Below are 26062 nucleotides of genomic sequence, written 5' to 3'. Positions count from 1 at the left end.
CCTTCTGTCCTCCGGCCTACGAGTCCACGAAGTTCCGGTACTTCAGGTCGTCCTCGCGCATCTCGTCGATGATGCGCTCGACGATGATCTCCTCGGGGTTGTGGAGGCCGTCGACGCGCTCCTCGACGTCCTCGAAGCTCTCGAAGGGGCCGTCGCGCTTGCGCTCGTCGAGGATGTTGTCCCGGAGCTTGTCGCCGATGCCCGGCAGGAGGTTGAGCTGGTGGAGCCGCAGGGAGATGGGCTGGGCGTCGTTGTAGAAGTCCACGAAGCGCTGCTCGTTCGCTTCCACGACGTCCTCGACGACGTAGTCGAGCTCCGAGCGCGCGCCGTCCGAGAGGTCCTCGTAGTCGACGACGTGCCCGCGCTCGACGCCGTCCTCGAAGTCCGGGCGGATGCGCACGCGGTCGAGAATCGAGATGTCCGCGGTCGGGTCGAGGCTCAGCTCGTAGAGCACGAACCGGTCCGTAGAGACGGCGTACGCGAGCGGGCCGTCGCCGTAGCCGCGGCCGCTGTCGGAGCGGCCGTGCGCGAGGAAATCGAGGACGACGGCGTACTCCTCGTCGTCCGTCGAAGACGTATCACTCATGTGCAACCGGTACGCCCAGCCGACACTTAAACGTCGGCACTGCGGCCGGCCGTCGCCGAGTCAGGCGTACTTCGCGACGACGTCGAGAACGTCGTCGAGTTCGTCGCCGGAGAGCGCGTACCGCTCCTGCGCGAAGACGGCGCGGAGTTCGGTTCGCGTCCGCGGGAGGAGGTCCGCGATCTTGTACGCGACGGCCTCGTCGTCGAGGTGGTCGAGCGCGAGCAGCTCGTCGACGAGCTCGCGGGACTCCTCGGGTTCGAGGACGGCGAACCGGTTGACGTGTTCGACCGCGCGCGCGAGCTCGAAGCGGAGTTCGCGGTCCTCGTCGGCGGCGCGCTCGGCCTCGACGTCGGCCAGCAGCTCCTTGGCCTCGGAGACGGTGAGGAACTCCTCGTCGAGCGTTTCCTTGAAGATGGTCATGCTAGTCCTGCTGGGCGCGGAGGTGCGACGCCGACGCGATGACGACCTTGTCCTTGCCGTTGTCGTTGATCTCGACCTTGAACGCGTCGCCCTGCTTGCCGATGACTTCGCCCGTGAGCCCGTCGAATCGTGGGTGGAAGCGGCCGTCGGCCGTGCTCGGGTCGGTCTTCAGGTGGACCTTCTGTCCTTCGTCGAACTCGGCGATGGCGCGCTGGGGCGGGGACGTGCCGCGGTCGCGCGGGTCGTTCGAGAGCTTCTCGCGTGAGCTGTTGAGGGGTCCGTTGGAGCTCGGCATAGTCGTACGCCCGATTACTCCCGTCGAAGTTATAAAACGCACGTTACGCGCGTGGCCGAACGGAGTGAGGCCACGTTAATGCGAGCGGGGAGCGAAGCGACCCGTGAGCCACGCAACTGAAGCAGTCAGCAGCCGTTCGGCGTGCGACGCACTCAAGTCGGCCTGTGCGTTAGACGTGAGCAATGCGAGTACGGGACTGGGAGGACATCGTCTCTGACGTGGTGGAGTCGAACGCCGACCCGGACGAGTGGCGCGCGCTCGCCGGCGACCGGGCGTCGGGCGTCGGGGAGGATTTCTACCTCGGGCACCCGTCGCGGGGCGTCTACCACCTGAAGACGTACGCGAAGAACCCCTTCGAGGTGCGCGGGGTGGGCGCCCGGGTCGCGCGGAAGGTCGACGGCGGGCTCGCGGACTACCTCCCGGACGGCGACTCGGGCCGGTTCGCCGTCCAGCAGCCCGTCGAGGACGAGGACGAGGCGGAGGACCGCGCGAGCGAGCTGGAGCAGGTCGTGCGGGCGCACGCGGACGCGCCGACGACCCCGGAGGACTTCTTCGACGACGTGATGGACGCCCTGGAGAGCCCGGCGTTCGGGCCGATGGAGTACGACCCGTACGGCCGGCCGGACGCGATGGACGACCTCGCCGACGAGTTCGCGGACGCGGAAGAGCTGCTCGACGCCGAGCTCGACGACCTCGTCGATGACGACGGGGTCGGGCGCGGCTTCCAGTAGCGCACGCGAACAGCGCCGCGATTCCTCCCTATCTGGATCGACAGGCGCAGCCGTGACTGTTCACGGAGCCGACAGTCGTCGCGAGAAGGACCGAGGAGCCGCTAGTTGTCGCCGGAGCCGGAGACGACGTCGGCGTCGGGCTTGCGCTCTTTCACGTCGTCGACGATCGTGCCGACGTCGACGCGTTTCTCCCCGAGAATGGCGCCGAGGAGGCCACCCACGCCCGCAGCCGTGCTGGCCGCGTTCCGGCTCACGAGGCCACCGAGGGCTCCGCCGACCGCTGCGCCGATTGCTGCGTACTTCGCACGACTGAACACTCGCTTGAGACGACTCATACCCGACAGTTGGGCGCGACGACTGATAAATCTACTCGGCGCGCTCGGGGACGCGGGCGAGCCACAGCCGGGGCGCGTCGAGCTCCTCGTCTGTCGGGAGGAATTCGGGGTCGTCCCAGACGCGGCCGGCGCCGGCGACGCCGCGTTCTGCGGCGACCGCCTGGAAGAACCGCCGGCCGCGCTCGTACTGCTCGCGCTTGAGCTGGAGGCCGAGCGCGCGCTTGACGAGCTTCGTCAGCGGGCTGCCGCCCTTCCGGCGGGCGTCGAGTTTCGCGCGCAGGTCGGCGTACTCGCCGTCGAACGCCTCGTCCATCAGCAGCTCCGCGTACCCCTCGACGGCAGTCATCGCGACGTTCAGCTCTTGGAACGCCTCCCGTCGGATGTCGCCGTCGCCGAGCGCTTCGACACCGTCCTCGAGGCGTTCTTCGAGGTGGTCGGCGAGCCACGGGGCGGCGCCGAACTCGGCGGCGTGCGTGACCTCGTGGAACGCGATCCAGCGGCGGAACCGCGGGAACGCGACGTCGAGGCTGTCCGCCACCCGGACGACGTTCGGGTGGACGAAGTAGAGCGCGTGGTCGGTGTTGTCGGCGAGGAGCAGCGGGTCGTACTGCCCGAGGACGTGCCGGGAGACGAACGCGAGCGCGCCCGCGGTGGTCGCCGTGTTCAGCGAGCGCGCGACCCCCGGGAGGTAGCTCGCGCGCTCGTTCAGCGGCTCGAACGCGCGCCGGAACGTCTCGACGTTGGCGTCCACCCAGTGGTGGCGGTTCTGGATCTCGACGGTGTCGGGGACGTTGAACTCCAGCCCGGAGACGTCCCGGAGCTGCGCGCGGGCCTCGCGGATGTCGGCAGCGTACGCCTCGGCTTCCGCCTCCGAGAGGTCGAGGCTGCCGGGCGCGGTGGCTGCCTTCGCGGCGTCGGCGACGGCGGTCCAGTCGATGGCGCCGTCGCCGCTGGCGTCCGCGACGTGGCGCGCGCTCTCGATGAGTGTCATGAGGAAAAGTCCGGTACGGAACGCAAAAGCCCTTCTGCCGGATTACGCTTCGAGCGTGACGTCTTCGCTCTCCTCGCTGCCGCCGCGGCGCTTCATGCCGACGACCGCGGCGATGGCGACGAGGACGACGAGGGCGACGAGCGCGCCGACGCCCGGCCCGCCGGACTCGGACTCCTCGTCGGTGTCGTCGCTGCTACTGCTCCCCCAGCTCATCTTCTCGGCGGCTTTCTTCTTGTCGCTTTTGCCGCCCACGGAGGGCGAGACGTCGAAGTTGGAGTCGTGGAAGTGAAGTTCGAGGATTCCCATACGAGGTAGTTCGCCGAGAACACATTTAGCCGTTTGGGCAGCTGGCTCCTGCCGGCGTCCCGGAGGATTCTTGGCCGCGCCGTCGCCAGCGGGCGTATGGACGAGACGCGAGCGGCGTTCCTGCGCCGGCTGTTGGACGCGCCCAGCCCCTCGGGGTTCGAGACGGCGGGCCAGCGGGTGTGGGTTGACTACGTCGAAGGGTTCGCGGACGAGGTCCGCACGGACGCGTACGGCAACGCGGTCGCCGCCTACGAGGGCGGCGAGACCGAGGTAGCGTTCACCGGTCACGCGGACGAGCTCGGATTCGTCGTGACCGCCATCACCGAGGACGGCTTCCTGCGCGTGCGGCCGCTGGGCGGCGTCGACCGGTCGGTCACGGAGGGCACCCAGATCGAGGTCCACACGGGCGACGGCGCCGTCAACGGCGTCGTCGGCCAGACCGCGGTCCACCTCCGCGAGGCCGGCGAGGACGACCCGGACGACGTCACCGAGCAGCACGTCGACATCGGCGCCGAGGACGAGGGACACGCCCGCGAGCTCGTGGAGGTCGGCGACCCCGCGACGCTCGCGGCGGGCGTCCACGACCTCGCCGGGACGCGCATCGCGGGACGCGGGCTCGACAACCGCGTGGGCTCGTGGGTCGCTGCTGAGGCGCTGCGACGCGCGGCCGAGCGGGACGCCGACTGCACGGTGTACGCCGTCAACACCGTCCAGGAGGAGCTCGGCACGCGGGGCGCGAGCATGGTCGCGTTCGACCTCGACCCGGACGTCGCGCTCGTCGCGGACGTCACACACGCCGCCGACAATCCCGCGTACCCGAACAGCCACGCCAGCGAAGTCGAACTGGGTGGCGGCCCGACCGTGACCCGGGGCGGGTCCAGCCACCCCGAGGTCGTGCGCGCGCTCCGCGAGGTCGGGCACACAGAGGACATCGACGTGCAGGTCGAGGCGATGTCCACGACGACGGGCACGGACGCGGACCGGTTCTTCCGGGAGCGCGGCGGCATCCCGACGGCCGCGGTCGGCATCCCGAACCGGTACATGCACACGCCCGCGGAGGTCGTCGACACCGAGGACGTCGAGGACACCGCGGACCTGCTGGCGGCGTTCGCGGTCCGCGAGGTCGACCGGGAGTCGTTCGCGGTGGACGTCTGACGCGGCCGGGGGTCCGGGCGGGCGAACTCGCCGCCTGCGGCCTCGGTCCGGTACGCTTATAGACGCGACCCGCGGCCGTTGGTGTATGAGCGGCCGACCACTCGACGTACTCGAGGCGTCACTGGAGGAGACCGTCACGGTCCGACTCAAGGACGGCGAGGAGTTCACCGGCGTCCTCACGGGCTACGACCAGCACATGAACATCGTGCTGGAGGGCGAAGACACAACGATTATCCGTGGCGACAACGTCGTCACAATCAAACCATGACGGGAGCTGGGACCCCGAGCCAAGGGAAGAAGAACACGACGACGCACACGAAGTGCCGCCGCTGCGGCGAGAAGTCCTACCACACGAAGAAGAAGGTCTGTTCGAGCTGCGGCTTCGGCAAGACGGCCAAGCGCCGGAGCTACAGCTGGCAGGAGAAGACCGGCGACAACTGACGGCTCTGTAGTTCTCTCGCCGTTCTCGAAATCGCGTAGCGCTGCGACCGTGCTGCGTTCTCTCGTCTCGTTCCGACTGACCGTGTAGCGACACGCCCGCCGTCACGCGCCCCCGGAGGGCGCCGGTCCACGGCCCTATCTGGTCACGTTCGTGTATACAACTGACTAGTGGATCGTCGAGTTCCACACGGTTGCGGAAGTTTTACCCTGCCCGGCGGGGTACGGACGCCCATGTCTTCCGGGCGCGAGGACGGCTCCGAGTTCGACCACCCCACGGAGAAATGCGGCGTCGTCGGCGTCTCCCTCACGGAGCGCGACGCCGCCTACCCGACGTACTACGCGCTGTACGCGCTCCAGCACCGCGGCCAGGAGTCCGCGGGCATCGTCACCCACGACGGCTTCCAGCAGCACCAGCACGTCAGCATGGGGCTCGTCGGCGAGGCGTTCGACGAGTCCGACGTCGAGGACCTCGTCGGGAGCGCGGGCATCGGCCACGTCCGCTACCCGACCGCGGGGAGCGTCGACAAGTCCTGCGCGCAGCCGTTCTCCGTCTCGTTCAAGGGCGGCGCGCTCGGGCTGAGCCACAACGGCAACCTCGTGAACGCCGACGAGATCCGCGACGACCTCGCGAGCAGCGGGCACGCGTTCACCAGCGACGGCGACACCGAGGTCATCGCTCACGACCTCGCGCGGAACCTCCTCGACGCGGACATCGTCGACGCCGTCGAGACGACGATGAACCGCATCCACGGGTCGTACTCGCTGACCATCATGCACGACGACACCGTCCTCGGGCTCCGGGACCCGCTCGGAAACCGCCCGCTCGTCATCGGCGAACTCGACGACGGCTACGTGCTCGCCAGCGAGTCCGCGGCTATCGACACGCTCGGCGGCGAACTCGTCCGCGACGTCCGGCCGGGCGAGCTCATCGTCCTCCACGAGGACGGCGGCGGCTTCGACTCCCACCAGCTCGTGGAGACCGACCACACCGCCCACTGCTTCTTCGAGTACGTCTACTTCGCGCGCCCGGACTCGGTCATCGACGAGGAGCTCGTCTACGAGGTGCGCCGCGAGCTCGGCCGCCAGGTCTGGGCGGAGACCGGCGTCGACACGGACGTCGTGATGCCGGTCCCGGACTCCGGGCGCGCGTTCGCGTCGGGGTACGCGGAGGCCGCACAGGACGACGGCGCGGGCGTGGAGTTCGCGGAGGGCCTGATGAAGAACCGGTACGTCGGCCGCACGTTCATCATGCCCACTCAGGAGGGCCGCGAGCAGGCCGTCCGCCTGAAGCTCAACCCCATCAAGTCCACCGTCGAGGGCCGCACCGTCACCGTCATCGACGACTCCATCGTGCGCGGCACCACGAGCAGCCAGCTCGTCGACCTGCTGCGGGAGGCCGGCGCGGAGGAAGTCCACGTGCGAATCGGCGCGCCGCCGATCAGCGCGCCCTGCTACATGGGCATCGACATGGCGACCCGCGACGAGCTCATCGCCGCCGACCGAACCCCGGCGGAGATCGCCGAGGAGATCGGCGCGGACAGCCTCTCGTACCTCTCGCTTTCCGCCGTCACGGAAGCCATCGGGAAGTCCGAGCTCGACCTCTGTGCGGGCTGCGTGACCGGCGAGTACCCCTACGACGTGCCCGGCGAGGCCGCCGACCGCGACGTCGACAGGTCCGTCGAGACGCCAGCCGACGACTGACGCGCGATTCTCGCTCAGTAGAGGACGTACAGCAGGAGGTAGACGACGATACCGAGCGCGAACGACACCAGCCACAGCGACGCCGCGACGCGGCCGACTGTGGCGTGGTTCGTCCGCGGGATCTCGCGGACGTCCCGCGTGCCAGCGAGCAGCAGCGCGTAGTAGACGAGCGGAATCGCCAGCATCGCCAGCCCCATGTGAATGACGAGCACGGGGAGGTAGACGTACGTGTAGACGGCCTCCGGCCCGGCGAATTCGGTCGTGCCCTCGACGACGATGCGGTAGAGGTAGAAGGCGAGGAACAGCGCGAACAGCAGCGTCGACGCCAGCATCGCCGCGCGGTGGCGGTCGACGTTCCCGTCACGAATCGCGCGCCAGCCGACGGTGATTGTGACGATGGCGGCCGCGCTCAGCGCGGCGTTCAGCGTCGGGAGGAGTTCGAGGAACGCCTCGGGCGCGTGCGGCACCGCGGACGCGGGCACGAACCCGCGGACTGCGGCGATTACGAGCGCGAGCGACGCCACCGAGAGCACCGCGGTCAGCGACCCGACGTGCCGCCGCGCGAACCCGTCTGACATGGGCGGCGATTCGAACGCCCGCCCCATAGCGGTTTCCGTGTCGGCGACTCGCAGGCGGCCGCAAAATCGTAGGGGTTTTAATTGGTCGGCGGATACGGTGAATTGCAAACACACGTAGCGAGCGTGGGTAGCCAAGCTAGGTCAAAGGCGCAGCGTTGAGGGCGCTGTCCTGTAGAGGTTCGCCGGTTCAAATCCGGTCCCACGCATCGCTAGGGTGGACGAGTCCACCGAACGCCGAGACGGCTCCGCCGTCGAGGCCAACGCGATGCACGGTGATTCCCTCGCAAGGGACATCACCCACGCACAATCCTGCTGACCCGACACCGAACAGCGACGGTGCTGTGTGAAGACGCGTAACACACTCGACAGCGGCGGCGCTGTCGGTCGGTTCTAAATCGAGCGCGACGAACACGGTGGAGAAGAGTCAGTCGTGGCGGTCGGTTTCGACGCACGGGAAGTCGGCGCCCCGCCGGGCTGGGTTACCGTTGGTCGGCGACGGCGCGGCGAGTCGTTCAGTCGTCGGCGACGCCGGTCTGGGCGAGGGAGTTCGCGAACGTGGCGTCGGCGCCGGTGTCGGCGTGGTCGACGGTGAGCGCGACGCCGCTCTGGCCGACGGAGAGCGTGACGTCTTCGACGCCGCAGTCGTACTCGCTGACGTGCTTGCCGGAGCGGCGCACGCGCAGGGACTCCTCGAGGAGGCCGGCGTCCGCGAGGATGTCGACCTTGCGGTAGGCCGTCGACTGGGGGAGGTCGCAGGCGTCCGAGATCTCGCCGACGGTGAGCGTGGCGTCGCGGGTGGCTTCCAGAATGTCGCGGCAGTCGGCGTCGTCGAGCGCGTCGAGGACGTCCTGAACGTCGTCGGCGTCGGTGTGCGTGGTGGGGTCGTCGCGGTCGGTGCGGATGCCGGCGGGCAGCGAACTCTGGCTCATACTTCTTGGAAGGCACTCCGGGGGGAGGAGTGTACGACCCCTGTATCGAGGGGGGTTTAAGTAGGGTGGCGGGGAAGCGGCTCGCAGCCGGACTCAGGCGTCTTCTTCGAGGACGTCCGCGAAGAGCTTGCGCTGGGCGGCGGCGAGGTGCTCGGTGAACGTCGACGCCGTGATGTCGAGTTCGTCGGCGACGTCGGTGGCGTTGGCCCCGCGGGGCTTCTCGAAGTACCCCATGTCGTAGGCGGTCTGGAGGGCTTCGAGCTGGCGTTCGGTGAGCGTGCCGCGGTCCACGAAGACGGTATCACGGGAGGTGCCGCCGGTGGGCGCGCGGACGAGCCGCTGGATGTCAACCTCGGGGTAGCGGTCGCGGAACTCGCCGACGATGGTCTGGAGCTCCTCGAAGTCCCGCGCGTGGAAGACGACTTCGAGGTCGCCGGCGTTCGCGAAGAAGCGGTCGACGGGCGTCTCGAACTCGCCGAGGCAGACGCAGGGGCAGTCCGCGTCGGCGTCGTGGGTGACCCGGTAGAGGTGGCGGTCGGCGTACTCGAAGACGGGGTCGCCGTAGTCCTCGGGGACGGCGTCGGCGTCGACGAGGAACTCCGTGACGCAGTTGGCGTCGGGGGCCGCGACGCTCGTGGAGACGTCACTGATGGTGGTGTTCGCGCGCTCGGAGAGGTCCGCGATCGGACAGACCGGCGGCGCGGGGAACTCGACAGTGACGCGAATCCCGCCAGACATTGGGCTTGCGTTGGCCGGCTCCGTACTTGAGCGTGCGGGTCTCGGCGTACTGGCGCAGAAGCGGGAACGAGGGAAGCGGTGGCCCCAGGTCGGGAGACTCAGTCGTGGCGGTCGGAGAGCTCGATGTGGCGACCGCTGATGCTGTCGGCGCGGAGCTCGTACAGCTTGATGTCGAGGTCGGGCTTGGACTCGCCCCAAATCTCGAACAGCGGGCGCTTGGCGTCGCCGTACTGCTCGACGTGCTCGACGGTCATCTCGTCGCGGGAAATCTCGGTGAGCGTGCCGGTGACGACGACGCTCTGGTAGGTGGGCTCGTCCTCCTCGTAGACGACGAGGCGGGCGTCCGGGTTCGAGGAGAGGAACTGGCGCTTCTCGCTGTCGGGCGTGGAGACCAGACGGAGGTAGAACTTGCGTTCGTCGGCGTCGTAGCCGTACGAGATGGGGATCGCGTACGGGTCGTCGTCGCGGGCGAGCGAGAGTACGCCGGTCTCGTGGCGGCCGAGGAGCGCGTCGGTGTCCGACGGCGTCATCTCGGTCTGCTTCTCCAGGGCCATAGACAGTCCGAGCTTGTTCGGGCGTATCTTTATACTTGCTCATCTGGAGTTCGGCGGCAGGAGAGACGGCGCGCGGCCAGTGAGGAGCGTCGCGCGCCGAACGCGGGCGCTACTCGGGGGTGTCGACGGGGGAGAACGCCGCGGTGCCGACGGAGGCCCCGCAGACGACGCACCCGTTCTCCACGAGGGCGTCCCGCATCGCGGGGTTGACCTCCATGGACTCCCCACAGCTCGGGCAGACGAAGGTGAACTCCTCACTGGCGCTCATCGCTACCTAAGCGTATGCTCGCTCCCGGTAAATGAACCTCCCTGTTTCCAAACGTCTGGGAACTACTGACGCCGCCGGTCCGCCATCCCGGAGAATCTGCCCGCGAGGCCAGAGAGGCGCCGTCTGACGGAGCCGAGGCGGTCGGTGACGGACAGCGACGGCACGTCGTCTCCGACGGACTCGGGGAGGAGCGCGCGGACGTGGTGGCGGGCGGCGACGAGCGCCGCGAGCACGGCGAGCGCGGGGAAGCCGACGAGCGCGACGAGCGACAGCGGCTCGACGGACGGCGACACCTGCGCGCCGAGGCCGTACGCGACGTAGACGCAACCGACGAGGACGGCGACGGTGGCGGCGGCGACGGCGAGCCCGAGCCGGCGCGTGCGTGCGTCGAGGTGCGAGCAGAACGCCGCCACCTTCTCGGCGACGTGCGCGGCGGCGTCCCCGCGGGACTCGGTCGCGCCGGCTCGCTGGACGGCCGCGGTCTGCTCGCGCGTGAACGTCGAGAGCCCGGGCCGGGGCGCGACGGCGGCGTGGACGGCGACCCCGGTCGCGATGGCCGCGCCCGCGAGCACTGCGGCGACGCCCGCGCTGACGGGCGGCGTGAGCACGAGCCGGGAGCCGTCGGGCGGCCGGTAGCGCGCGACGACGGCGAGCGTCGCGGCGAGCAGGAACGCCGCGAGGCCGAGCACGCGCCACGCCGCGGTGCGGACGCCGTCGAGCGCGTCCAGGTGGGCGTCGAGGACGGTTTCGGTGCCGGTGACGGGAGGTGCGTTCTGTTCGAACGAGTCGGCTTCGGGGCGGCGGTCGGCGGGCGTGCCGCCGGGCGGCACGTCGAAGGACAGCGGGTCGGCGACGGCGTCCTCGACGAGCCGCGCGGGCGTCGTGTACGTCTCGCGGAGGTCGCGGGCGACGTCGTCGCTCAGCCGGTAGAGGGAGTCGTTGCGGCGCGCGTCGTCCATCCCGAGCGAGAGCAGGGAGACGTGGTCGAGGGCGGGCTGGACGTTCGTCAGCGTGACGACGCCCCACTCGCCCGCGGGGGTCTCGATGTCCGTGTACCGGGCGACCTCGTCGCTGTCGGCGGTGGTCGCCCACACCTGGCCGACGCAGCGCAGGCCGAACTCGCGGTGGAAACAGACGTAGTCGCCGCGGTCGAGGGTCGCGAGCACGTCCGTCTCGCGGGTCGCCCACGCGTGCGTGTCCGCGAGACTGCGGAGGAGGTCGGACACCGCCGGCGGCTCCGCGGCGGTCTCGTAGCCGTCCCCGAAGGCGTCGACGAGGTCCCCGCTGGACAGTGAGGCGAGGTAGACGCTGTCGGCGAAGTCGGCGGGCATGGGGTGGGAGTTGTCCCCCGGGTACTTAGGCGTATCCAGCCGGCAAGCGGGGTATTAAAATGTAGGCGCCTCCATACGCCGAGGTATGCCGAAGTACTCGACCGGCGGCGCCAGCGGCGGCGGGGGCGGCCAGACCTGCGAGCTCTGCGGGTCGACGTCGGACTCGCTGCGGTCGGCGGACGTCGCGGGGGCGGAGCTCACGGTCTGCCCCGACTGCGCGAGCAGCCACGACGAGAGCCCGGACGACGGGCCGGACGAAGACCAGCAGCGAAAGAAGCAGGCCGCCCAGAACACGGCGCGCGCGCTCGACCGGGCGACCGGCGACTCCAGTCACTGGGAGGAGAACGGGACGGACTACGAGCGCGACCAGCTCCCGTACCTCGTCTCGGACTACGGCGAGCGCGTCGTCCGCGCCCGCCAGGACGCCGGTCTGCAGCGCGAGGAGCTCGCCGAGGAGCTCGACATCGACGAGTCGGACCTGCTCGCCGTCGAACAGGGCCGGGCGACGCAGGCGAGCGTCGGCGGCTCCGTCATCGCGGCCCTCGAGGAGTACCTCGACGTCGAACTCAGCGACGAGTAGCGGCAGTTCGCTTTTCTACCGGGAGCGAGTGCCGACGCGTATGGCAGACTCACTCGCTCCGCAGGAACCGTACGCCACGTCGTTCGCGGCGACGGTGACAGCCGTGGACGGCGACGAGGTGACGCTCGACGAGACGTACTTCTACCCGGAGGGCGGCGGCCAGCCCGCCGACCGCGGCACGCTCGGCGGCGTCACTGTCGAACACGTCGCGTCCACCGACGACGGCGTCGTCCACTACCTCGACGCCGAGCCCGACTTCGCGGAAGGCGACGAGGTACAGGCGGAAGTCGACCCCGAGTTCCGGCGGTACTGCCGCCGCGCGCACACCGCGAGCCACGTGCTCTACGGCGCGGGCCGCCGCCTGCTGGAGGACCTCGGCTACGGCGGTTTCGACATCTCCGCGGAGAAGGTTCGCGTGGACTTCGAGACGAGCACGGACATCGACGACGAGGTGCTCGTCGAACTCGAACGGCTGACGAACCGCGCGGTCTGGGACGCCCACGACGTGACGTGGGAGGAGATTCCGGCCGAGGAGGCGCGCAGCCGCGAGGAGGTCGCGTTCAACACGAAGACCGAGGAGGGCGTAATGAGCGACGCCGACGCCGTCCGCATCGTCACCGTCGAGGACTGGGACGTCGCGGCCTGCGGCGGCACGCACGTCCGCAACACGCGCGAAATCGGTCCCGTCTCCGTGCTCTCGCGGTCGAACCCCGGCGAGGGACTGACGCGCGTGGAGTTCGCGGTCGGCCCGTCGGCAATCGAGGAGCGCGCGGGCGTGCGCCGTGCGAGCCTCGACGCGGCGGCCGCGCTCGGCGTCCCCGAGGACGAACTCGGCGACGCCGTCTCCCGCCTGCAGAGCGACGCGGACGAACTGGAGAGCGAGCTCGCGGACCTCAAGCAGGAAGTCCTCACCTCGCGCGTGGCGGGCCTCGACGCGGTGGAGCGCGACGGCGCGACGTGGCGCGTCGGCACCGTCGACGGCTTCGACGCGAACGACGTCGGCGAGGCCGCGAAGGAAACCGTGAGCGGAGACGAGGTCGTCGCGGTCGCGGGCGGCGACGGCGGGACGTTCGTCGTGGTGGCCGCGGGCGAGGACGCGGCCGACGCGGGCGACGTCGTGGACGACGTGACCGGCGAGTTCGGCGGCGGTGGCGGCGGCCGACCGTCGTTCGCGCAGGGCGGCGGGCTCTCCACGGACCCCGACGCAGTCGCCGAGTACCTCCGCGACGCGTAACGGAGAATCACTCATCTTTTTTCAGGCGAGACGCGAAGTCGGGGTATGGACCTCTCCGCCGAGCAGCGCCAGATGCGGGACGCCGTCAGGGAGTTCGCGGCCGAAGAGATCCGCCCGACGGCGGCCGACGCGGACCGCGAGCAGGAGTTCCCCGAGGACGTCTGGGACGGCCTCGGCGACCTGGGCGTGACCGCGATGACCACGCCGGAGGCATACGGCGGCCTCGACGTGGACTCGCTGACGTACAGCGTCGTCAACGAGGAGCTGGCGTACGGCGCGCTGTCGGTCGCAACCGCGTTGTCCGTGCACTGCCTCGCGACCTCGTGTATCGCGGAGTTCGGCAGCGACGACCAGAAGGAGGAGTGGCTGCCGGAGATGGCCGACGGCCGGCCCGTGGGCGCGTTCGCGCTCTCCGAGCCCGAGGCGGGCTCGAACCCCGCGCAGATGACGACCGAGGCGGTCCGCGACGGCGACGAGTACGTGCTGAACGGGAAGAAGCAGTGGATCACGAACGGCCAGCGCTCGGGCGTCGCGGTCGTGTTCGCGAAGGTCGACGGCGACGACGACAAGATAACCCAGTTCCTCGTGCCCGAGGACACCGAGGGCGTCGAGGTCGGGAAGAAGGAGGACAAGCTCGGGTTGCGGGCCAGCGACACGACCGCGCTGCTGTTCGACGACTGCCGGATTCCCGCGGCGTACCGGCTCACCGAGGAGGGCCGCGGGATGTCGGCGGCGCTGCACATCCTCACGGGCGGCCGCATCGGCATCGCGTCGCAGGCGGTCGGGCTCGCGCAGGCGGGCCTCGACGCCGCCGTCGCGTACGCCGACGAGCGCGAGCAGTTCGACCAGCAGCTCTCGGAGATACAGACGATTCGGCACAAGCTCGCGGACATGGAGACGCAGACGCAGGCGGCGCGGCTGCTCGCCCGGGACGCCGCGCGGAAGGCCGACGCGGGCGAGGACCACCGCGACGCCGCGGCGAAGGCGAAGTACTTCGCGAGCGAGGCCGCCGTCGACGTCACTAGCGAGGCCGTCCAGATCCACGGCGGCTACGGCTACACGACGGACTTCGACGTCGAGCGCTTCTACCGCGACTCGAAGATCACGACCATCTACGAGGGCACCTCCGAGATTCAGAAGGAAGTCATCGCGCGCGGCCTGCTGGACTGAACGGCCCCACGACCTTTGGGCGAGCGCGCCGACAACGAGCACATGACAGACGCAGCGAACGGACACGGGGAGGTCGCAGAGGCGGTGCTGCGGGTGCTCCACCAGGCTGGGGTCGCTGTCACCGCGGACGTGGTCGCGACGAACCTCGCGGCGGCGCTGGACGACGAACCGACGACCGCGGAAGTGGCCGACGAACTCGCCGCGCTGGCGGAAGACGACCTCGTGCGGCTGTTCGCGGACACCGACGAGTACTACGTGATCACGGACCGCGGCAGCGCGCACGTGAGCACGGAACTCGACGAGGAGGGGTTCGGGTTCGTCGGTTGACCCGCGACCACCGAAGTCCCTAACTCCCGGGGCGGACAACCTTCTGCCGTGACCGACGACTACGACGCTGTGGTCTACGACCTCGACGGGACGCTCGTCCGGCTCCCCGTCGACTGGGAAGCGGTCGAGCGCGACGTCGCCGAGCGGCTCCGCGAGGCCGGCGTCGACCCGGCGGCCCACGACACCTGGGAGATGCTGGACGCCGCGGAGGACGCGGGCGTCGGCGCCGACGTCGACGACCTCATCGCGAGCCACGAGCGCGACGGCGCGACCCGCGCGGAGCGGCTGTCGAGCGCAGACGAGCTCGCGACCCTGGACGTTCCCGTAGCGGTCTGCTCGCTGAACTGCGAGGCGGCGTGTCGCACCGCACTGGAGCGCCACGAATTGCTGGACTCGTTCCGCGTGGTCGCCGGCCGTGACACGGTGCCCGCGCGCAAGCCCGACCCGCGCGCGCTGACGTGGGTGCTGGACGAGCTCGGCGTCGCGCCCGAGGACGCGCTGTTCGTCGGTGACTCGCCGTCGGACGAGGTGACCGCCGAACGCGCTGGCGCGGCGTTCCGCTGGGTGTAGTCACTCCTCGACGTTCCGCCGCGCGTACCAGTACGTCGACAGCGCGGTGATCATCCAGACGACCGCGCCGACGCGGACCGCGAACGAGACGCGGGACTCCCACGACGGGAGCGTGTAGAACAGCGAGAGCGCGACCACGGCGGGCGCGCCGACGACGATCGTGAGCACGAACGTCGTCTGCATCACCCAGCCGTAGTCGACCCCCTCGGGGTCGGTCTTCTCCTGTAGCTCCGGCACGGCCGACAGCACGGCGGCCCCCGCCATAACTTCCCCGTTGTGCGGCGCCGGTTCGCGTACGTTTAACACGACGCGAGAGAGACCACGAGGTATGCCGACCGTCCGAGACGTCCGCAGAAACGCGGGCGAGGAGCCGCTGACGATGCTGACCGCGTACGACGCGCCGACCGCGAGCGTCGTCGACGACGCGGGCGTCGACGTGATTCTCGTCGGGGACAGCCTGGGGAACGCGAAGCTCGGCTACGACACCACACTCCCGGTGACCGTCGACGAGATCGCGAGCGCGACGGGCGCCGTCTCGCGAGCCGCCGAGGACGCCGTCGTCGTCGCAGACATGCCGTTCCTGAGCTTCGGGAAGGACGTAGCGGAGAGCGTCGAGCACTGCGGCCGAATGCTGAAAGAGGAGAACGCCGACGCCGTGAAACTGGAATCGGGCCCGCACACGGTCGAACTCACCGACCGGCTGACGGACCTCGGGATTCCCGTGATGGCTCACCTCGGGCTGACTCCCCAGCACGTCAACCAACTCGGCGGCTACTTCCGGCAGGGCACCGACCAGAGCACCGCCGAGCGCATGCTCGACCTCGCACGCGAGCACGAGGAGGCGGGCGCGTTCTCGCTCGTGCTCGAACACGTCCCCGCGAACGTCGCCGCGGACGTCACCGACGCCCTCGACATCCCGACCATCGGCATCGGCGCCGGCCCGGACACCGACGGCCAGGTGCTCGTCGTGGACGACGTCGTCGGGCTCTCGGAGCGCAGCCCGCCGTTCGCCGAGCAGTTCGGCGACGTCAGGTCGGAGATGGAGAACGCCGTCGAGGGCTACGTCGACGCCGTCGAGGGCGGGGAGTTCCCGGCCGACGAGCACAGCCACGTCGAAGACGACGTGGACGACCTCTACTAACGCACGTTTTGCGCTGCGGGGCGCCGCAGGCGCCCCTCGGCAAAACCTGCACTAAAAGCACTCCTCCTTCAGTCCGCTTCGCGTCCCTCAGTCGTCGGCCCGAGCGCTCACCGCGCTCGGTGAATCGCGGCCCTCGGGTTCTTCCAACCGCTCGGGCCGCGAATGCTCGTATCGAAATATGGCCTGCTAGAGCCCTCGCTCGTCGAGGAACCCCGAAACCGCTCCGTTGAACGCGTCGGGAGCTTCGAGCATCGAGAGGTGGGCGGCGTTGGGGAGGGTCGTCCACGCCCCGTCTTGCACGTGTTCTGCGACGTACTCGTGGTACTCTGGGGGCGTGAGACGGTCGTGTTCGCCCGTGAGCGCGAGCGTCGGCGCTTCGATTTCGCCGAGTCGGTCGCGGACGTCGAAGTCGTCACACGAGAGGAAGTCGCGTTCGACGACTCCGCGGCCGGCCTCGCGCATCGCCTCCTTGGAGAACTCGAGTTCGCGCTCGCTCGGGTCGCGGAACAGCATGTCCTCGCGGTGGAGGAACTCGACCGCACGAGCGAAGCCGCCGTCCTCACCGGCGAGCCAGCCCCGGAGCTCGTCGAGGACAGCGAGCTTCGCGCCGGAGCCCGGGAGCACGAGCGCGTCCGCGTCGAAGCCGCCGTCGAGGACGGCGGTGAGGACGACAGCGCCGCCGAGACTGTTCCCGACGAGGACGCTCGCGCCCACCTCGTCGGCGACGGCTCGCACGTCCGCGACGTACGCGTCGAGCGTCTCCGGCCCGGGTTCGGTGTCGACGTCGTCGCTGTCGCCGTGGCCGCTGAGGTCGAGGGCGGCGATCGGGCGCTCGCGGGAGAGTCGCGCGAGCTGTGACTTCCAGACCGCGTGCGTGCCGCCGCTGCCGTGGACGCAGAGCACCGGCGCGCCGTCGCCGCCGCGGTCCTCGACCCGGTAGGCGGTCGTCCGACCGTCGTGGGTGACCGTCTGCATGGTTCCGGCGAGGACGACCAGCGCCAAAACACCTACGGCGGTGTGAACCGCAATTCTACCTGTAGCGCTATCCCCGTACCGTCCCCCACCAATCGGCGAAGAGTTTATAAGTGTAGACGGATTACTTTAGGTTAGTCAAATGAATCCGAACACCTTCACCGAGCAACTCGACGCGCCGGCGCGTCGCTTCGACTACGGCGACGAGACGGTCCTCGTCGCGGACCTCGGCATCGGCGACGACGACGTCTCCGTGGACGTCGTCGACGACACGGTAGTCGTCGTCGTGGAGAACGACGGCGAGCCCGTCCAGCACGAGTTCGACGTCCCCGAGGGCTCCGTCGCGAAAGCGCTTATCAACAACGGCGTCGTCACTGTCGAGGTGGAACGATGAAACTCACGGTCAAGCCGCTCAAGCAGAAGGACGCAGGCCGCGGATTGGCCGCCATCGACCGCGCGGCGATGGACGAACTCGACCTCGAGAACGGCGACTACGTCGTCCTCAACAGCGACCAGGGCCGCGCCGTCGCGCGCGTCTGGCCGGGCTACCCCGAGGACGAGGGCGAGGGCATCGTCCGCATCGACGGCCGCCTCCGCCAGCAGGCCGACGTCGGCATCGACGACGCCGTCGCCGTCGAGCCCGCGGACATCAAGCCCGCGGCCGCCGTCACGGTCGCGCTCCCCCAGAACCTCCGCGTTCGCGGCGACATCACGCCGATGGTGCGCGACCGCCTGAGCGGCCGCCCCGTCACCACGGGCCAGACCATCCCCATCTCCTTCGGCTTCGGCGGGATGAGCACGGTCTCCGGCCAGCAGATTCCCGTCAAGATCGCCGACACCGACCCCGACGGGACGGTCGTCGTGAGCAACGACACCGACATCCAGGTATCTGAGCAGCCCGCCGAGGAGATCGCCGCGGGCGGCCCCGGCGGCGAGGGCGGCGACGGCACGCCGAACGTCGCCTACGAGGACATCGGCGGCCTCGACCGCGAACTCGAACAGGTCCGGGAGATGATCGAGCTGCCGATGCGCCACCCCGAGCTGTTCCAACAGCTCGGCATCGAGCCGCCGAAGGGCGTCCTCCTCCACGGCCCGCCGGGCACCGGGAAGACGCTCATCGCGAAGGCCGTCGCCAACGAGATCGACGCGAACTTCCAGACCATCTCCGGCCCCGAGATCATGTCGAAGTACTACGGGGAGTCCGAGGAGAAGCTCCGCGAGGTCTTCGACGAGGCCGAGGAGAACGCGCCAGCCATCGTCTTCATCGACGAGATCGACTCCATCGCGCCCAAGCGCGGTGAGACCCAGGGCGACGTCGAGCGCCGCGTCGTCGCCCAGCTCCTGAGCCTCATGGACGGGCTCGAGGAGCGCGGCGACGTCACCGTCATCGCCGCGACCAACCGCGTCGACGCCATCGACCCCGCGCTCCGGCGCGGCGGCCGCTTCGACCGCGAGATCGAGATCGGCGTCCCCGACCAGGACGGCCGCAAGGAGATCCTCCAGGTCCACACCCGCGGCATGCCGCTCGCCGACGAGGTCGACATCGAGGCGTTCGCCGAGTCCACGCACGGCTTCGTCGGCGCGGACATCGAGAGCCTCGCGAAGGAGGCCGCGATGAACGCGCTCCGGCGCATCCGCCCGGAGATCGACCTCGAATCCGACGAGATCGACGCCGAGCTCCTAGAGTCCATCCGCGTCACCGAGAAGGACTTCAAGAACGCGCTGAAGGGCATCGAGCCCTCGGCGCTCCGCGAGGTCTTCGTCGAGGTCCCGGACGTCACGTGGGACCAGGTCGGCGGCCTCGAAGACACCAAGGAACGCCTCCGCGAGACCATCCAGTGGCCGCTCGACTACCCCGAGGTCTTCGAGTCCATGGACCTCGAGTCCGCGAAGGGCGTGCTGCTGTACGGCCCGCCGGGCACCGGGAAGACGCTGATGGCGAAGGCCGTCGCCAACGAGGCGAACTCGAACTTCATCTCGGTGAAGGGCCCGGAACTCCTCAACAAGTACGTCGGGGAGTCCGAGAAGGGCGTCCGCGAGGTCTTCGAGAAGGCGCGGTCGAATGCGCCGACCGTGGTGTTCTTCGACGAGATCGACTCCATCGCGGGCGAACGCGGCCGCGGCATGGGTGACTCCGGCGTCGGCGAACGCGTCGTCAGCCAGCTGCTCACCGAGCTCGACGGCATCGAGGAGCTCGAGGACGTCGTGGTCGTCGCGACCACGAACCGCCCCGACCTCATCGACAACGCCCTGCTCCGGCCGGGCCGCCTGGACCGCCACGTCCACGTGCCCGTCCCGGACGAGGAGGCGCGCCGCGCCATCCTCGAAGTCCACACGCGGAACAAGCCGCTGGCCGACGACGTCGACCTCGACGACCTCGCCGCGGAGACGGAGAACTTCGTCGGCGCGGACATCGAGGCGCTCGTCCGCGAGGCGACGATGAACGCCACCCGGGAGTTCATCAACTCCGTCGACGCCGAGGAGGCCGCCGACTCCGTCGGCAACGTCCGCGTCACCGCCGAGCACTTCGAGGAGGCGCTCTCGGACATCTCGCCGAGCGTCGACGAGGAGGTCCGCGAGCAGTACGAGGAACTCGAAGAGAAGTTCGAGAAGGCTGCGACCCCGGACGAGGAAGAAGAACACGTCCCCGGCGCGTTCCAGTAGGACCGTCCTACTGCCGCCGCGGCCGCACTGCTAGCGCTTTTTCGCGATTGCTGATTCACGCGTAGCTGCAGCACGAGGGTCCGCACGAACCCCGAGACGCGTCGCTGTGTGCCGTTCGCGCGCAGCAAAACCGCGTTCTGTCGGTCGACGGGTCGCTAGTCGTCGGCGTGCTCCGGGACGGTGTTCGCCTGCGAGGCGTCCTCTATCGTCGGTTCGACGCCGGCAGCCGCGTCGAGGCGGGGGTTGGGCGCGTCCATCGGGACGGCCTCGATGACGCCGCCGCTGAAGACGGTCACTTCGAACCCCTCGTACTCGAAGGTCAGCCGGCAGCCGTTCGAGACGTCGTCGGATGCGGCGAACAGCGATTCGAGGGCGTCCGTGTCGATGGCCGACTGGAGCGGCGCGAGGTCCGCCGGGTCGCGGTCTTCGGCGGTCGCGACGACCGCGACGGTCGCCAGCGCCACGGATTCCCGGGACGCGTCGTAGTCCGCGCGGAAGACGTGGTGTGTGGTGTCGAACCGGACCGCGTCGATGGAGTCGACGATGTCGAGTCCCTGCGAAATTACCTGAGAGGATGCCATCGACCAGACGAAAGGGAGCGTGCCGTTAGAGCGTGATTTTTGCTCGCGCAACACCTTTTTTACCGTTTCCCGGAGCCCCGCCCGCCGGGAGCGACGAGCGTGTTCGCGAGTATGCGTCGCATACCTCGCTGCAGGCGCGAGGACACGGCCTGACGGCTGATACCGAGTTCGTCGGCGAGGTCGTCCTGCGTTGCCTCCCGCGGCGAGTCGAAGTACCCGCGGGAGTACGCAAGCTCTAACGCCTCCTGCTGTCCCTCCGTCAGGTCGTACTCGTGGTCGCCCTCCAATCGGGAGAGCGCGTGCAGTTGCGTCAGGTCGATAGGGATGTCCCGCCGCCGGCAGTACGTCTGGAACTCCGAGAGCTCGCGTTGCTCGCTCGCGCGGACCTCGAACGTCCACTGGCTGCCGGTGCCGACGCCGGACAGCAGCGTGACGTCCGTGTCGACGATCGCGGTCAGCACGCTCTCGTGGTCGAGGTTCCAGTCGATGCGAACGAACAGCTGTTCGTCCACCTCGTCGACGACGTGGGCGTCGCTGATGCCGGCGTCGTCGGCCAGGCTCGCCGCGATCGCGTCGGCGTCCGGGAGGTCGTCGGCGCGAATCCAGAAGTAGGGGACGACGGCCTCCGTCGTCGGCACGACCCTGTCGAGTTCGACGGTGGCGTCGGCGAATTCCTCGAAGACGACACCCATCGGGAAGTCGTCCCGCGGGACCGTGAACGACGCTTCGATGGCCATCGCTCCGACTAACGGAGAGGCGCACTTAGTGAATTGTTACCAGGTGAATACAGGTCGACGGCGGTTACGTGTCGCGTACGTTCACCGTATCGACCAGTTCGGATCTCGGCAGCGACGCATCAGTCCCGCTTCCCGGCGTCCAGCTCCTCGGCGGCGCCCTTCTCGACGAGCGGCGCGGCGTTCTCCTCGGGCAGCGTCACCACGTCCTCTGCTTCGAGCGTGTACGGCCGCTCGTCGACGCCGAAAATCTCGCCGACGTCGTCGGTCACGCGCACCCGGGTTCGGTCCACGTCGCCGCCGGCGTCCGTGCTGTCGGTGGCTCCCTCCTCGCCAGCATCGTCTTCCTCCTCGTCGCCGGCGACGCGTTGCAGGTCCTCCGCGACTGCCTCCGGCGGCACCGGCTCCGCGGGCTGGCGGTCGGGTTCGGAGTCCGCGCCGGCGGGCTCCGACTCCTCGTCGGCGTCCAGACCCCCGCCCATCGCGGCCGCCGCGGACGAATCGGCGGGCGTGTCGTTCGGCGCCGGCGTCTCGGTGGTCGGAGCGTCCCCGAGCGGCGCGCTCTCCGCGTTGTCGGGCGCCGCGCGCTCGTCGTCACTCTCGGGGTCGGCGTCCCCCGCGATGACGTCGAGGACGTGGTTCTTGTTCGCCTCGATGCGCTCGACGAGGTCGCCGTACAGCGCGCGCTCCTCGTCCGTGAGCCCCTCCGCGTCGTCGGGCATCCCCGCGGCAGCGAGGCTCGCCTGCTTCACGAGTTTGCCCATGCGTCGCTCGTAGATGGCCTCCGCGACCTGCTCGGCGGTCTCGATCTTGTCCGTCAGCTCCTGGACCTCGGGGTCGCCGAACGGGTCGTCGGCCGCGCTCGCCGCCGCTTCACGCTGCTCTTTGAGGTCCGAGATGTACGCGGCGACGTCGCCGTAGAACGAGTCCCGCAGCTCCTGGAGGCCGTCGGTCGCGCGCTCGCGCGTCTGGGCCGCTCGCAGGTCTTCGAGGTTCATTGCTTGGCTTTCTCCGCGTTCCCGCGGGCCATCAGGAAGACGCCCGCGTACTCTGGGACCGATACGACGCCCGGTCGTACCGTAAGCGTTTCCCCGAGCAGCTCCAGCGTGTGCTCGCCCTCGACTTCGACGGTGATGTCGTGGCCGACGAACGTCTCGGGGACGGCGTCGGCGAGCGGGTCGAAGTCGTCGAGCTGCTCCCGAGTGAGCCGACGCACGCGCAGCCCGCTACCGCCGTGCAGCGTCCCCGGTAGCCGAATCAGGCGGTTCGTGTCCGTCGTCACGGGCTCGTCGATGGGCGCGTTCTCCGCCTCGACGGTCTCCTCGACGTGCTTCCGCGCGACTTTGAGGAACGCCGGGTGCACGTCGACGTTCCCCCGCCTGACCGCCTCCGTGTTGTTCGCGACGGCGTTGTAGATGGCGCGTGCGGACTTCTCGCCGACGCCGTCCATCCCGGAGAGGTACTCGACGGCGTCGTCCTCGCCGCGTTCGAGAAGGTCGTCCGCGAACGCTCCGAGGCGCTCGGTCACCCGCCGCCCCCAGCCGCCGTCAGCGGGCAGCACGCGCTTGTTCGTCGGATTCTTCAGCCCGAGCCCCTCGACGGTCTCCTCGCGAACGAGCGAGTCGAGGTCGAGTTCGTTCCCGCGCACGTAGTCCACGATCTCCCGGCGCTGCTCGCGTTCGAGGTCGTGGACGCCGTCGTCCCGGACGTGCACGTGGTACCCTCGGCCCCCGGAGAACGTCACCGTCAGGTCCTCGAACCCGAAGTCCCGTTCGAGGAAGTCCAGCAGCCGGTAGAGCGCGTCCTTGCACTTCGCGAGCATCTGCGCGTACGTGTCCTCGCCGAGCGTCACGCTCGGCAGGTGGTCGGCGTCCAGGTCGAAGACGAGGTCCGACCCCTGCCAGTTCTTCTGCTCCATCGTCGCCGCACCCGGCGTCTCGTAGAACCCCGCCGAGAAGTAGACGTGGCGGGGTCGCTCCCGTTCGAGGAACGCCGACGTGTTCCCCAGGTCGAGCGTGGACTTGTGCCGGACCATCGTCGTGTCCGGCCCCGACGTCCACGGAATGTACCCCCACTCGCGGTCGTCGGCGCGCGGCGGGAGCTCGACCTCCGAGCGGCGGTAGAAGTCCCCGAACCGCCCCCGGAGATACGCGCGGGTCCGTTCCTCCATAGCGGGAAACGCGTACGCCCACCGCGGGTAAATGCGTGTCGTCTCTCTCGTGGCTCGTGGTAAGTTCGGCCTAGAAACGGCACCGCGTCGACACGTCCCGCATCACGTACTCTGTCGGTTTCGATACCCCGGAAAGCCTCGAGGCTGTAGACTCGGTGCGCTCGCTGTGCTCCTCGTCACTCGCTCTGCTCGTTCCTGCGGTGCTTACGTCGCGCGCCTTCGTCTACAGCCTCGCCCCTTTCAGTCCATCCAGCTACCGGTTGGTCAGCCAGCACGGGTGGACTGAAAGGGGCGGCGGGCTCGCTAGTCGAGGCGAAGTAAGCACCGCAGCGCAGCGAGCCGCAGGCAGCGAGCCCGCCGGGGCTTTCGAAGTGTTCACATCCTCGAAGTCGTCACTGCTCAAAACCCAGACTCCGCAGTCAGAACCGCGTACTACCGACCGCGCAACAGCTCGGAAATCCGGTCCCGAATTCGGGCGCGGTCGCCGAGGCGGAGGTAGTAGGCGCCCTCGCCGTCCTCGTAGTAGTTCGCGATCTCGCGCTCGACGCTGAAGCCGAGGTGTTCGTAGAACGCGACGGCGCTGTCGTTGCTCTGGCGGGCGTGACAGGATGCTTTGCCGGCGTCCTCGGTGACGCGGGCGACGAGGCGTTCGCCGTAGCCCTCGCCGCGGTACTCGGGGGCGACCGCGAGGAAGAGGATGTAGCCGTCCGAGCGCGCCGCGGCGAACCCGACCATGTCGTCGCCGTCGAGGAAGCAGTAGACCGACGAGCGGCGGTAGGCGTTCGCGAAGAAGCCCCGCCGCTGCTTGAGGAGGCTCTCGCTGTCGCGGATTCGCTCTTTCAGCTCCCAGGCAGCGTCGAGGTGGTCGTCGCTGCCCGGGGGCACCACGCGCTCGTCGACCGTGACACTCACTGGAAGGGGGTAGCAGGCCAGCGAATATAATTCCACCGTCGCCGGACGCCGTAACGCTTTCCCGGGTCGTCGGCGTCTCGGCGAACGATGCTGAGGGCCACTTGGGGGAATCCGGGATGAGCTTCGAGTTACGCGAACACACCGCCGACGTGGCGGTGGAGGCGACTGGAGAGAGCCTCGGCGCGGTGTTCGCGGCCGTCGCGGACGGGATGGCGGCGGCGATGACCGACGAGGACCCCGGGACGGGCGAGCGGTTCGCGTTCGAGGAGCGCGCGGAGAGCCGGGAAGCCCTCCTCTACGACTTCCTCGACCGGCTCATCTACGAGCGGGACGTGCGCGGCGTCCTCCCGGTCGACCACGAGGCGACCGTGCGCGAAACGGACGGCGAGTGGGTCGCGGAGGGGAGCGCGCGCGGCGTTCCGCTCGACGAGGTCCACGCGCGCGACCTGAAAGCCGTGACGTACTCCGAGATGGACCTCTCGGAACGGGAGTCGGGCTGGCACGCGTACGTCGTCTTCGACGTCTGAGTCCGCCGGGACGTGCCGGGGTTTTTGCACTCGGGGTTCCTGTCCCCTGCTATGGACACAGGCAGCGGTGGCGCTCCCGGCCACGTCGACTACGTGGTCGACGGCGCGCCGACGGTACGCGCGCTGGAGTTCCTCGCGGCGGTGCTCTCGAACCCCCTGAACGCCGCGCTCCTCACGGGCGGCGCGCTCGCGGTCGTCGCCGCGATGGCGGGCTACCTCCGGTACCGGCCGGCGGCGGCGGACGTGCGCGCGCTCCGCGAGACGCTGCGGGGCTACCACACGTTCCTGCCGTGGATGCTCCGGCTGGCGGTCGGCCTGCCGCTGGTCGGCGCGGGGTTCGCGGGCTACTTCTTCTCGCCGTCCGTGGTCGCGCCGACCCGGATCTTCCAGGTCGTGGTCGGGTTCCTGCTGCTGTTCGGGCTGGCGACCCGCACGGTCGCGCTCGTCGGCCTGCTGGCGTACCTCGGCGGGCTCGCCGTCCGCCCGGAGCTCGTGCTCGCCAGCGAGTACGTCGGCGGGTTCCTCGGCATCCTCCTCCTGGGGTCGGGGAAGCCCAGCGCCGACCACCTGCTCCAGCGAGTCGCGGCCACCGACGGCAGCCTCTACGGCCGCTTCGACCCGCTGCACCCGCTGGTCTCGAAGTTCAACGACGTCGTCGGTCCGTACGAGCAGTACGCGCCGACCGCCATGCGGCTCGGCGTCGGGTTCAACTTCGCGCTGCTGGGGTTCTGGGAGAAGCTCGCGAACCCCGGGATGGCGCTGGAAGTCGTCGAGAAGTACGACCTCACGGCGGTCGTCCCGGTCGACGCCGGCCTGTGGGTCGTCGGCGCGGGTCTCACGGAGCTCGCGGTCGGCGTGTTCCTCTTGCTCGGACTGTTCACGCGCGCCACCGCCGCCGTGGCGTTCGTCGTGCTGACGACGACGCTGTTCGGCCTGCCGGACGACCCCGTGCTCGCGCACATCACGCTGTTCGGGCTGTCCTCGGCGCTGTTCGTCACGGGCGCCGGGCCGCTCTCGCTGGACGAGCGCCTCGCGGACGTCCGGGAGCGCTCGCCGCTCGCGACGACCACCGACTAGCGGCCAGACGAAACGTATTCCCGGGTTCCACGCCCATCACCGAG

The 26062-nt window shown here is 69.5% G+C and carries 34 protein-coding genes and 1 tRNA gene; 16 read left to right on the top strand and 19 right to left on the bottom strand.

The features are described from left to right. Window positions 1–16: 16 nt before the first annotated feature. The 3 genes from G9C83_RS12240 to G9C83_RS12230 are packed head-to-tail and all read right to left on the bottom strand — an operon-like array spanning window position 17 to window position 1301. Window positions 17–586 (bottom strand): DUF655 domain-containing protein, encoded by a 570-nt coding sequence (locus G9C83_RS12240; protein ID WP_167246419.1) that lies wholly within the window; start codon window positions 584–586, stop codon window positions 17–19. A 60-nt stretch (window positions 587–646) separates the two neighbouring features. Then, on the bottom strand, window positions 647–1006 hold the full coding sequence (locus tag G9C83_RS12235; protein ID WP_167246418.1) for an RNA polymerase Rpb4 family protein: 360 nt from the start codon (window positions 1004–1006) through the stop codon (window positions 647–649). Between the two features lies 1 nt (window position 1007). Further along, the gene (locus tag G9C83_RS12230) at window positions 1008–1301 is read right to left on the bottom strand and encodes a 50S ribosomal protein L21e (protein WP_167246417.1); all 294 of its coding nucleotides are present in this window, start codon (window positions 1299–1301) and stop codon (window positions 1008–1010) included. A 182-nt stretch (window positions 1302–1483) separates the two neighbouring features. Between G9C83_RS12230 and G9C83_RS12225 the strand changes: the two genes are divergently transcribed. Beyond that, window positions 1484–2032, top strand: coding sequence for a hypothetical protein (locus G9C83_RS12225; RefSeq protein ID WP_167246416.1), 549 nt, complete (start codon window positions 1484–1486; stop codon window positions 2030–2032). 101 nt (window positions 2033–2133) lie between these two features. Here G9C83_RS12225 and G9C83_RS12220 read toward each other — a convergent pair whose 3' ends face one another. The 3 genes from G9C83_RS12220 to G9C83_RS12210 are packed head-to-tail and all read right to left on the bottom strand — an operon-like array spanning window position 2134 to window position 3664. Beyond that, entirely contained in the window at window positions 2134–2367 is a 234-nt protein-coding gene (locus G9C83_RS12220) for a glycine zipper 2TM domain-containing protein (RefSeq protein WP_167246415.1), read from the bottom strand. A 31-nt stretch (window positions 2368–2398) separates the two neighbouring features. Beyond that, window positions 2399–3358 carry a zinc-dependent metalloprotease gene (locus G9C83_RS12215; RefSeq protein ID WP_167246414.1) on the bottom strand — a complete coding sequence of 320 codons (960 nt, stop codon included), beginning with the start codon at window positions 3356–3358 and terminating at the stop codon, window positions 2399–2401. 42 nt (window positions 3359–3400) lie between these two features. Continuing rightward, window positions 3401–3664, bottom strand: coding sequence for a hypothetical protein (locus tag G9C83_RS12210; protein ID WP_167246413.1), 264 nt, complete (start codon window positions 3662–3664; stop codon window positions 3401–3403). Window positions 3665–3760: 96 nt separating this feature from the next. Between G9C83_RS12210 and G9C83_RS12205 the strand changes: the two genes are divergently transcribed. The 4 genes from G9C83_RS12205 (at window position 3761) to purF (ending at window position 6961) form a co-directional block, all read left to right on the top strand. Next, complete coding sequence (locus G9C83_RS12205) at window positions 3761–4819, top strand: M20/M25/M40 family metallo-hydrolase (RefSeq protein WP_167246412.1); 1059 nt, start codon at window positions 3761–3763, stop codon at window positions 4817–4819. Between the two features lie 85 nt (window positions 4820–4904). Further along, window positions 4905–5087: an LSM domain-containing protein gene (locus G9C83_RS12200; RefSeq protein ID WP_167246411.1), complete on the top strand. Its 183-nt coding sequence runs from the start codon at window positions 4905–4907 to the stop codon at window positions 5085–5087. Beyond that, on the top strand, window positions 5084–5260 hold the full coding sequence (locus G9C83_RS12195; RefSeq protein WP_167246410.1) for a 50S ribosomal protein L37e: 177 nt from the start codon (window positions 5084–5086) through the stop codon (window positions 5258–5260). The genes G9C83_RS12200 and G9C83_RS12195 overlap by 4 nt, the downstream gene beginning before the upstream one ends. Before the next feature lie 231 nt (window positions 5261–5491). Continuing rightward, window positions 5492–6961 (top strand): amidophosphoribosyltransferase, encoded by a 1470-nt coding sequence (gene purF, locus G9C83_RS12190; protein ID WP_167246409.1) that lies wholly within the window; start codon window positions 5492–5494, stop codon window positions 6959–6961. A gap of 14 nt (window positions 6962–6975) precedes the next feature. Here purF and G9C83_RS12185 read toward each other — a convergent pair whose 3' ends face one another. Beyond that, window positions 6976–7539, bottom strand: a complete 564-nt coding sequence (locus tag G9C83_RS12185) for a DUF420 domain-containing protein (RefSeq protein WP_167246408.1) — start codon at window positions 7537–7539, stop codon at window positions 6976–6978. A gap of 121 nt (window positions 7540–7660) precedes the next feature. Between G9C83_RS12185 and G9C83_RS12180 the strand changes: the two genes are divergently transcribed. Next, window positions 7661–7745, top strand: a tRNA-Leu gene (locus tag G9C83_RS12180). A gap of 306 nt (window positions 7746–8051) precedes the next feature. Here the strand turns inward: G9C83_RS12180 and G9C83_RS12175 are convergent. The 5 genes from G9C83_RS12175 to G9C83_RS12155 all read right to left on the bottom strand — a co-directional run bounded on the left by G9C83_RS12175 (window position 8052) and on the right by G9C83_RS12155 (window position 11359). Further along, complete coding sequence (locus G9C83_RS12175; RefSeq protein ID WP_167246407.1) at window positions 8052–8468, bottom strand: winged helix-turn-helix domain-containing protein; 417 nt, start codon at window positions 8466–8468, stop codon at window positions 8052–8054. A gap of 93 nt (window positions 8469–8561) precedes the next feature. Next, a complete protein-coding gene (locus G9C83_RS12170) occupies window positions 8562–9206 on the bottom strand; it encodes a helix-turn-helix domain-containing protein (RefSeq protein WP_167246406.1) in 645 nt (214 codons plus the stop codon). Between the two features lie 98 nt (window positions 9207–9304). Beyond that, window positions 9305–9760 (bottom strand): pyridoxamine 5'-phosphate oxidase family protein, encoded by a 456-nt coding sequence (locus tag G9C83_RS12165; RefSeq protein WP_167246405.1) that lies wholly within the window; start codon window positions 9758–9760, stop codon window positions 9305–9307. A 109-nt stretch (window positions 9761–9869) separates the two neighbouring features. After that, window positions 9870–10028, bottom strand: coding sequence for a hypothetical protein (locus G9C83_RS12160; protein ID WP_167246404.1), 159 nt, complete (start codon window positions 10026–10028; stop codon window positions 9870–9872). Window positions 10029–10090: 62 nt separating this feature from the next. Beyond that, a complete protein-coding gene (locus tag G9C83_RS12155; protein ID WP_167246403.1) occupies window positions 10091–11359 on the bottom strand; it encodes a hypothetical protein in 1269 nt (422 codons plus the stop codon). 85 nt (window positions 11360–11444) lie between these two features. Between G9C83_RS12155 and G9C83_RS12150 the strand changes: the two genes are divergently transcribed. The 5 genes from G9C83_RS12150 to G9C83_RS12130 are packed head-to-tail and all read left to right on the top strand — an operon-like array spanning window position 11445 to window position 15240. Beyond that, a complete protein-coding gene (locus tag G9C83_RS12150; RefSeq protein ID WP_167246402.1) occupies window positions 11445–11939 on the top strand; it encodes a multiprotein-bridging factor 1 family protein in 495 nt (164 codons plus the stop codon). A gap of 40 nt (window positions 11940–11979) precedes the next feature. After that, window positions 11980–13173 (top strand): DHHA1 domain-containing protein, encoded by a 1194-nt coding sequence (locus G9C83_RS12145; protein WP_167246401.1) that lies wholly within the window; start codon window positions 11980–11982, stop codon window positions 13171–13173. A gap of 45 nt (window positions 13174–13218) precedes the next feature. Next, a complete protein-coding gene (locus G9C83_RS12140; protein ID WP_167246400.1) occupies window positions 13219–14343 on the top strand; it encodes an acyl-CoA dehydrogenase family protein in 1125 nt (374 codons plus the stop codon). A 42-nt stretch (window positions 14344–14385) separates the two neighbouring features. Beyond that, window positions 14386–14670 carry a purine-nucleoside phosphorylase gene (locus G9C83_RS12135; RefSeq protein WP_167246399.1) on the top strand — a complete coding sequence of 95 codons (285 nt, stop codon included), beginning with the start codon at window positions 14386–14388 and terminating at the stop codon, window positions 14668–14670. Between the two features lie 48 nt (window positions 14671–14718). Further along, complete coding sequence (locus tag G9C83_RS12130; RefSeq protein WP_167246398.1) at window positions 14719–15240, top strand: HAD-IA family hydrolase; 522 nt, start codon at window positions 14719–14721, stop codon at window positions 15238–15240. On the opposite strand, the gene G9C83_RS12125 is transcribed toward G9C83_RS12130, so the two are convergent. Further along, window positions 15241–15477: a DUF5822 domain-containing protein gene (locus G9C83_RS12125; RefSeq protein ID WP_167247217.1), complete on the bottom strand. Its 237-nt coding sequence runs from the start codon at window positions 15475–15477 to the stop codon at window positions 15241–15243. A gap of 91 nt (window positions 15478–15568) precedes the next feature. Between G9C83_RS12125 and panB the strand changes: the two genes are divergently transcribed. After that, window positions 15569–16381, top strand: a complete 813-nt coding sequence (gene panB / locus G9C83_RS12120) for a 3-methyl-2-oxobutanoate hydroxymethyltransferase (protein WP_167246397.1) — start codon at window positions 15569–15571, stop codon at window positions 16379–16381. 186 nt (window positions 16382–16567) lie between these two features. On the opposite strand, the gene G9C83_RS12115 is transcribed toward panB, so the two are convergent. After that, on the bottom strand, window positions 16568–17356 hold the full coding sequence (locus G9C83_RS12115) for an alpha/beta hydrolase (protein WP_167246396.1): 789 nt from the start codon (window positions 17354–17356) through the stop codon (window positions 16568–16570). Between the two features lie 139 nt (window positions 17357–17495). Here G9C83_RS12115 and G9C83_RS12110 point away from each other — a divergent pair, with 139 nt between their 5' ends. Continuing rightward, window positions 17496–17747, top strand: coding sequence for a hypothetical protein (locus G9C83_RS12110; protein WP_167246395.1), 252 nt, complete (start codon window positions 17496–17498; stop codon window positions 17745–17747). Then, complete coding sequence (locus G9C83_RS12105; protein WP_167246394.1) at window positions 17744–20017, top strand: CDC48 family AAA ATPase; 2274 nt, start codon at window positions 17744–17746, stop codon at window positions 20015–20017. Before G9C83_RS12110 ends, G9C83_RS12105 begins: the two co-directional genes overlap by 4 nt. A 155-nt stretch (window positions 20018–20172) precedes the next feature. Here the strand turns inward: G9C83_RS12105 and G9C83_RS12100 are convergent, their stop codons facing one another. The 5 genes from G9C83_RS12100 to G9C83_RS12080 all read right to left on the bottom strand — a co-directional run bounded on the left by G9C83_RS12100 (window position 20173) and on the right by G9C83_RS12080 (window position 24414). Further along, a complete protein-coding gene (locus tag G9C83_RS12100; protein ID WP_167246393.1) occupies window positions 20173–20598 on the bottom strand; it encodes a HalOD1 output domain-containing protein in 426 nt (141 codons plus the stop codon). Between the two features lie 59 nt (window positions 20599–20657). Beyond that, complete coding sequence (locus G9C83_RS12095) at window positions 20658–21335, bottom strand: helix-turn-helix domain-containing protein (protein WP_167246392.1); 678 nt, start codon at window positions 21333–21335, stop codon at window positions 20658–20660. 119 nt (window positions 21336–21454) lie between these two features. Beyond that, window positions 21455–22330: a hypothetical protein gene (locus tag G9C83_RS12090; RefSeq protein WP_167246391.1), complete on the bottom strand. Its 876-nt coding sequence runs from the start codon at window positions 22328–22330 to the stop codon at window positions 21455–21457. Continuing rightward, window positions 22327–23502: a DNA primase small subunit PriS gene (priS, locus tag G9C83_RS12085; protein WP_167246390.1), complete on the bottom strand. Its 1176-nt coding sequence runs from the start codon at window positions 23500–23502 to the stop codon at window positions 22327–22329. The genes G9C83_RS12090 and priS overlap by 4 nt, the downstream gene beginning before the upstream one ends. Window positions 23503–23934: 432 nt before the next feature. After that, window positions 23935–24414 carry an N-acetyltransferase gene (locus G9C83_RS12080; RefSeq protein WP_167246389.1) on the bottom strand — a complete coding sequence of 160 codons (480 nt, stop codon included), beginning with the start codon at window positions 24412–24414 and terminating at the stop codon, window positions 23935–23937. Window positions 24415–24530: 116 nt separating this feature from the next. On the opposite strand from G9C83_RS12080, the gene G9C83_RS12075 reads away from it, so the two are divergent. Continuing rightward, on the top strand, window positions 24531–24941 hold the full coding sequence (locus G9C83_RS12075) for an archease (protein ID WP_167246388.1): 411 nt from the start codon (window positions 24531–24533) through the stop codon (window positions 24939–24941). 51 nt (window positions 24942–24992) lie between these two features. Further along, the gene (locus G9C83_RS12070; RefSeq protein WP_167246387.1) at window positions 24993–26018 is read left to right on the top strand and encodes a DoxX family protein; all 1026 of its coding nucleotides are present in this window, start codon (window positions 24993–24995) and stop codon (window positions 26016–26018) included. Window positions 26019–26062 lie beyond the last annotated feature (44 nt).

The sequence above is a fragment of the Halobacterium sp. R2-5 genome (assembly GCF_011734195.1).
Taxonomy (GTDB): Archaea; Halobacteriota; Halobacteria; order Halobacteriales; family Halobacteriaceae; genus Halobacterium.
The sequence above is the reverse complement of the archived record's forward strand: the minus strand, read 5'-3'. Positions and strand labels throughout refer to the sequence as shown.